The organism is Abiotrophia sp. (genome assembly GCF_057275535.1).
Window position 1 is genome coordinate 55,817 of sequence record NZ_DBHIRJ010000012.1, and the last position, 6,961, is coordinate 62,777.

General features: G+C 49.8%; 8 protein-coding genes. All 8 read left to right on the forward strand.

Annotated elements, in window-relative coordinates:
* Window positions 1-348: 348 nt before the first annotated feature.
* Window positions 349-2,049, forward strand: coding sequence for a DUF4097 family beta strand repeat-containing protein (locus ACO53F_RS09030; protein ID WP_485138158.1), 1,701 nt, complete (start codon window positions 349-351; stop codon window positions 2,047-2,049).
* 12 nt (window positions 2,050-2,061) lie between these two features.
* Window positions 2,062-2,241 carry a PspC domain-containing protein gene (locus ACO53F_RS09035; protein ID WP_485138159.1) on the forward strand — a complete coding sequence of 60 codons (180 nt, stop codon included), beginning with the start codon at window positions 2,062-2,064 and terminating at the stop codon, window positions 2,239-2,241.
* A 30-nt stretch (window positions 2,242-2,271) separates the two neighbouring features.
* A complete protein-coding gene (locus ACO53F_RS09040; protein ID WP_485138160.1) occupies window positions 2,272-2,652 on the forward strand; it encodes a PspC domain-containing protein in 381 nt (126 codons plus the stop codon).
* Window positions 2,652-2,987: a phage holin family protein gene (locus ACO53F_RS09045; RefSeq protein ID WP_023391516.1), complete on the forward strand. Its 336-nt coding sequence runs from the start codon at window positions 2,652-2,654 to the stop codon at window positions 2,985-2,987. Before ACO53F_RS09040 ends, ACO53F_RS09045 begins: the two co-directional genes overlap by 1 nt.
* 157 nt (window positions 2,988-3,144) lie before the next feature.
* Window positions 3,145-4,080 (forward strand): HPr(Ser) kinase/phosphatase, encoded by a 936-nt coding sequence (gene hprK / locus ACO53F_RS09050; protein ID WP_485138161.1) that lies wholly within the window; start codon window positions 3,145-3,147, stop codon window positions 4,078-4,080.
* Window positions 4,081-4,902: a prolipoprotein diacylglyceryl transferase gene (gene lgt, locus ACO53F_RS09055; RefSeq protein ID WP_485138162.1), complete on the forward strand. Its 822-nt coding sequence runs from the start codon at window positions 4,081-4,083 to the stop codon at window positions 4,900-4,902.
* 4 nt (window positions 4,903-4,906) lie between these two features.
* Complete coding sequence (locus ACO53F_RS09060; RefSeq protein WP_485138163.1) at window positions 4,907-5,935, forward strand: NAD(P)H-dependent glycerol-3-phosphate dehydrogenase; 1,029 nt, start codon at window positions 4,907-4,909, stop codon at window positions 5,933-5,935.
* A 16-nt stretch (window positions 5,936-5,951) separates the two neighbouring features.
* The gene (gene trxB, locus ACO53F_RS09065) at window positions 5,952-6,884 is read left to right on the forward strand and encodes a thioredoxin-disulfide reductase (RefSeq protein WP_303765385.1); all 933 of its coding nucleotides are present in this window, start codon (window positions 5,952-5,954) and stop codon (window positions 6,882-6,884) included.
* Window positions 6,885-6,961: the final 77 nt, after the last annotated feature.

The following is a 6,961-nucleotide window of genomic DNA, read 5'->3' on the forward strand; positions in this document are numbered from 1 at the left end:
GTGTTACACTAATAAATAGGGTTTAGCACCATGATTTTTACGGTCTCTCTTAGCTGTTTTTCACAAAGTCGGGAGAATTTCACAAGAACGTTCGTCTTTTGATTGGAAAAGACTGATTTAATAGGCTTTTGCTTGGCGGGTTCGTCATATCTTCATTATATAATAATTTATATTTTCCCTTATAACTTAGAATAAGTTATGCGCTTAAAGCGGCTGAGACCTGTCAGCCGCTCTTTTCATCCCTAGGTCCGAGCAAATATCGGTCCTAGGCCCTATGTCAAACTAGTGGAAAACTGGCATAATAAGGGTGTAGTTAAGAAATAAGCCCTCATTTAAGGAGTGAGAGATATGAATGAGAAAGAAAGAATCATTGAATTAGTCAAACAACAAGTTATTACCATGGATGAAGCCCTTCGCCTCCTCGAAGCTTCGGCCCAAGCAAAATCAGCTGACCAAGTAGAGGAGCCAGCCGAAGCCCAAGCCGAAGACCAAGCCCAAGTGACGGATCAGGAAGCGCCAACCCATCAAGAAGCGCCAACTGACCAAGAGCCTGAGCAGGACAAGAAGGTTGGCTTCGACTCAGAACAACTCAAGGCTACCGTCCAAGAAGCCATCGACAAGAGCCTCAAATTTGGTCAAGAAATCATCTATAGCGTCCAACAAAGCCTTGATGACAAACAAGAAAATAAGCCTGAAGACAGCAAGCCCGCAGAGCCAGCCCAAGAAGCCTCTGAACCAGAAGCTTCCATCAGCCAGGAAGAGGCAGAAGCAGCGGCGGCCAAGCGCCAAGAATTAGAAGCTAGCCTAGAAAAAGAAGGCCAAGCCCTCCTAATCGCTAAGCAACGCTTAAGAGAGTTCGAGATTCTAGCAGAATTAGACGAGCTCAGCCAAGAGCTCCAAGCCCAAAAAGACCAAGTGGCAGCAGAAGTTCTGGAGCGAGGCCAAAAGATTGACCAACTCCAAGAAGAACTCAAGGCCTACAAGCCAGCAAGTCCTACTTTAGAGCCCTTCAGCCAACGACTCAACGACTTCGTTCGGCAAGTCAATGAAGGCGGCCAACGGGCAGCCGACCACGTCAGTCGGGCAGCGGATCAATTCGGTCAGAAAGCCGACCGCGCCGGCCAACGTATCGATAACGAAGCCAACCGCTTAGGCCGCGTTATTGGTCAGGTGGTGAGCACAGCCTTTAAGGCAGCGCGTGAAGGCATTCATGTAGGTGTGAGAGCCTACGGCCGTTTGGGCAATGAATGGGAGCATACCTTTAACTTTGACGCTAAGGACCTAAAGGTGTTAGACTTTAAGTTATCACGAGGCGATGTCAAAATCACTCGCGCCCATGTGGATCAAGTCTCAGTCAATGTCAAGGCAAGCTTCTTCGGCAAGATTCCAAATCCTAACCTAGAAGATTTCCAAGCCCACAGCATCCTCTCCATGGACGACGGCAGCTTGCTCTTGCAAGTAACCGACGACCACATGTCAGCGGATATTGAAGTGACCCTGCCAGACCAAGACTTAGAAACCGTTCGGATTGAGACCACCCAAGGGGATATCGAACTAGACGGAATCCAAGCTAAGGAAATCTATCTGACGACTGTCAATGGGGATGTCGACCTGTCCGATGTGGCAGCAGACTTATTAGACTACCATTCAACCAATGGGGATTTAGACTACCGCCTAGCAGAGGTTAAACGCCTCAACCTAGAGACGACTAACGGCGACTGCCGCGTAGTGGGAGCCATTGGCGATGTAGCGGCTAGCCTGATTAGTGGCGACTTGCTCTTAACCAAACGCGATGAGACGCCGGCTGCCATGAAGGTCAGCACGGTAAGTGGCGATGTGAAAATCGCTATTCCGGCCAACTTAAGCCTAGAAGGCAGTGCCCAATCTAGCTCAGGCGACGTGGAACACCGTATCGGCCACCTAGACGTTGAAACCCACCGTCATCACAGCCTAGAATTCCAACGGATCATGACCAACCAAGAAAGACCCGTTCATTTAGAAATTAACACCGTATCAGGCGACATCCGCCTCAAAGATACCGATTTATAGGAGGAATTTACCATGAAACGATTAACTCGTAATACCCGTGAAGGGATGTTTTTAGGCGTTTGTGCCGGTATTGCTGATTATTTTGGCATAGACCCAACGCTTGTACGTGTAGTCTGGGCGGTTTCTGGCTTTTTAGGTGGCGTAGGCTTGTTCGGCTACTTGGTTGTTGCTTTTATCATGCCAGAAGCCTAAGCTTAAGAGAGATAGAAAGAAGGAACGACCATGAAACGACTATATAAATCTACCCGTGACCGTAAAGTAATGGGGGTCTGCGGGGGACTAGGAGAATATCTAGGGGTTGATCCTACCTTGCTTCGCCTAGTTTGGTTTGTCCTTATCTGGATAGGTTGGGGGACACCCTTACTCATTTATCTAGCCTTGGGGATTATCCTGCCAAGTGACTATACGGTTGCCGATGGCCGTGCCAATCGATCTAGCTACCGCGAGCAGGAAAGAGATCGCTATCGCCAACGAGCTCGTCGAGCGACTGATGAACTCAACGACTTCCTGCGCCGCTATCAAGAAGGCCGAGCAGGTCATGACGCTAAAACAGAGACTAAGCGACGTGATGTGACACCTAAAGACGACTGGAGTGATTTCTAATGCGTAGGATTTTATTGAATACCTTACTCTTTATGGGCTTGGCCCATGTTATGCCGGGCGTCAACGTTACGGGCTTTGGCGGAGCCTTAATATCAGCCTTTGTCTTCGCCCTATTGAGTGTGACAGTAAAGCCGGTCCTAGAATTCTTTGCCTGGCCACTCAACTTCTTGAGTTTGGGCTTGGTCAACTGGTTGATTGCTGGCTTTATCCTGCTTTTAGCTAGCTGGTTGCCAGGTGGACTCACTATTAGCTCTATCTGGAGCGCTATGTTGGTAGCTGTTGCCCTTTCCCTAGGCCAAAGCCTCGTTGGCTTGGACAGTCCCTATCATGATTAAGACTAATAAAAGACCGCAGACCAGATGGCTGCGGTCTTCTGCTTAGGCTGGCAAATTCAGTCTTTTCAAGCCCTATCTGGGCAAACGAAAAGATAGGAATTCTCCGCCGTCTATGTTAAGATTAGGAGGTAAAAGTCAATGAGGAGGCAACATTTTCATGTCCAGCAGTGTAACCGTCAATGAACTCGTAAAAACCTTAAAAATTCAATATGCCTTTGGGGAAGATTATGGTTCTCGTCAAGTATATACGAGTGAAGTATCCCGGCCAGGTTTGGCCCTAACAGGTTTTGTGGAGGACTATCCTTTCGAGCGAATCCAGTTGATTGGGCGGACAGAGCTTCTCTATCTAGCAAGTTTGCCAGAAAACGAGCGGATTTTGGCCTATGAATCTCTCTGTAACGAGGAAACGCCAGCCATTATTTTCGCACGGGACATGTCGGTGCCGGAAGATTTGATTACGGTCGCGGATAAGTATCATATTCCAATCTTGGTGGCACGATCAAAGACCACTCGGGTCCTAGCTAACTTGACTAACTTTTTAGAAGGTCGCTTGGCTGAGCGCTTGGCTAAGCACGGTGTCTTCGTGGAAGTATTCGGGATGGGGGTACTCTTGACTGGGGGTAGCGGTGTTGGTAAGTCTGAAACGGCCCTAGAATTGGTCCAACGTGGCCACCGTCTGATTGCCGATGACCGGGTAGAGCTCTTTATGATTGATGAATTGACCCTAGTTGGTGAAGCACCTGAAATCCTCCAAAACCTCTTGGAAATCCGTGGTTTAGGGATTATCGATGTCATGTCTCTTTACGGGGTAGCAGCCATCCGTCGCTCTAAACGTTTGGAATTGATTATTAACCTAGTGCTAGATGACGGCAAGACCGAATACGACCGTCTGGGCTCACAACGTGAATATGAACAAATCTTTGAAGTCAACGTGCCACGTATCCGCATTCCGGTTAAGACTGGACGGAACTTGTCGGCCATTGTCGAATCAGCAGCCATGAACTTCCGGGCTAACCAAATGGGTTATGATGCGACGACTACTTTTAACCGTAAACTAGACGCCCTCATCAAGAAGAATCGGGTTGATAACTAGATGCCAATTTTAGCCATTGATCCTATTGCCTTCCGTTTGCTGGGCTGGCCCGTCCACTGGTATGGCCTCTTGATTGGCTTAGGTATGGTCCTATCCTATCTCTTAGTCATGCGTGAGGGACGCCGTAAGGGCCTGTCGGAAGACTATTTGTCGGATGCCTACTTCTGGACCATTATCTTAGGCCTACTAGGGGCGCGTGCCTACTATGTGCTCTTCCGTTTGGACTACTACCTAGCCCATCCCGACCAAATCATTCAGATTTGGCACGGCGGGGGCGCCATCTATGGAGCTATCTTGCTAGGGACGGCCACCATTATCTATGTGGCAAGGCGCTATCAGCAAGACCTCATCCTGACCTTGGATGTGGCAGCGCCAGGCATTATGCTGGCCCAAGCCATCGGGCGTTGGGGCAACTTCGTCAACCAAGAGGCCTATGGGCCAGAAACCAGCCGCGCCTTTCTAGAAGGCTTGCATTTGCCGGCTTGGCTCATTAATCAAATGCAGATTCAAGGCCATTATTACCAGCCGACCTTCCTTTACGAGTCGCTGTGGAACTTACTAGGTTTGGCCCTAATCTTAATCCTGCGACGACAAAAAGGCTTACTCAAACGTGGTGAATTAGCGGCCAGCTACTTCGTCTGGTATGGCCTAGGTCGCTTCTTCATTGAAGGTCTCCGGACTGACAGTTTATACTTGGGTCCCTTGCGCATTTCGCAGGGGGTATCCGCCGTCATGGTAGTGCTGGGCTTGGCCTGGATGATCATCAGACGGCGAGGGGGTCACAGTGTGGCCTATTCAGATTTCCAATTAGAAAAGAGGTAAGGACATGAAAATTGCGGTATTAGGTTCAGGTTCCTGGGGAACTGCCCTAGGCCAAGTCTTGGCTGAAAATGGTCATGAGGTGGTCTTATGGGGACGTGAAGACCACATCGCGGACGAAATTAACCAAGCCCATACCAATAGCCACTTTCTGCCAGGTATTAACTTGCCGACGACTATTGTGGCGACAACGGACTTGAAAGCAGCCTTGGATCAAGCCGCTGTCTTGCTCTTCGTCTTACCAACCAAGGCTATTCGCTCGGTTGCTCGGCAGGTAGCTAGCTATCTCAGTCAGTCAGACGCCCAACCCCTCCTGGTGCATGCCACTAAGGGGCTGGAGCAGGGGACCCATTTGCGGGTCAGCCAGATGATTGAAGCGGAAATTCCGCGCCAAGACTACCAAGACCTGGTCGTCTTGTCAGGCCCAAGCCATGCCGAGGAAGTAGCCCGTCATGACCTGACGACTGTAACGGCCGCTTGTCCCAATTTACAAGCAGCTGAGAAGGTGCAAGCCCTCTTTAAGAATCACTACTTCCGTATCTATACCAATACCGATGTGGTAGGCGTGGAAATGGGCGCGGCCCTCAAGAATATTATTGCCCTAGGGGCCGGTGTCCTAGCGGGTGCTGGCTACGGCGACAATGCCAAGGCCGCCCTAGTAACGCGTGGTCTAGCCGAAATATCCCGTATGGGCATTAAGTTAGGGGCAGACCCATTGACCTTTGTTGGTTTGAGCGGGGTTGGCGACCTAGTGGTCACCTGTACTAGTCCCCACTCCCGTAACTGGCAGGCAGGGAATTTGCTAGCCAAAGGTTACAGCAAGGAAGCCATTGAAGAAGAAATTCAAATGGTGGTCGAAGGGATTGCTACCTGCCAGTCAGCCTATGAACTGGCCAAGGAAACCGGTATCGAAATGCCAATTACCGAGGCCCTCTATGGTCTCATTTATGAAGGTGCTCAGGTCAAGGAAGGCCTACTTCGCTTGATGACGCGTGATGGCAAGCAAGAAGCTTCCCTGTCTCAAGCGCATTACTAAGAGAGTGAATGATAGAATGGAAAAAGAATTAATTGTAACAGATGTCGTCGTGATTGGTGCTGGGCCGGCTGGTATGACTGCCGCCCTCTACGCTTCACGAGCTAATCTCAAGACACATATGATTGAAAAAGGCGTTCCCGGTGGGGAAGTCAACAACACGGCAGATGTGGAAAACTATCCTGGTTTTTCACTGGTTTCTGGCCCAGAATTGGCCCAACACATGTACCAAGGGGCTATGCGTTTTGACGCGGTCCACGACTACGGCGACGTGAGCCATATTGAAGTAGCAGGCGACCTTAAGCGAGTACATACCAGCTCTAAGGTCTATGAGGCTAAGGCAGTCATTGTAGCGACCGGTTCTTTCCACCGCCATCTTGGCGTGCCTGGTGAAGAAGAGTTGGCTGGCCGTGGCGTGTCCTACTGTGCGGTCTGTGACGGTTTCTTCTTCCGCGATAAGGAAATTATCGTAGTCGGCGGAGGTGACTCGGCCGTTGAAGAAGCCCATTACCTGACTCAATTTGCTAGCAAAGTCACGGTCATTCACCGTCGTGACGAGCTCCGAGCGCAGAAAGTCCTGCAAGACCGGGCCTTTGCCAATCCTAAGATTGAATTTATCTGGGATAGCGTGGTGGAGGAAATTCTAGGGACGGATGCGGTTGAAGGCGTGCAAATTAAGAACGTCAAGACTGGCCAAACTAGCCGCGTGGATGCCCAAGGGGTCTTCATCTACGTTGGTTTGGTGCCTAACTCAGAAGCAGTCAAAGATTTGGGAATTACCGACCAAGAAGGCTGGATTATCACAGATGATCATATGGCCACTAGCCTGCCAGGCGTTTTTGCAGCCGGCGATGTGCGTCAAAAGCACCTGCGTCAGATCGTAACAGCTACTGGCGATGGCGGTACGGCTGGTTTCCAAGCCTACCAATACATTGAAAGCCTTAAAGACTAAGTTAAAAAGCCCTGCACTGTCTATGTACTGCACCCCATAAGTTGGACAATAAAAATCCAACTTATGGGGTGTTTTCA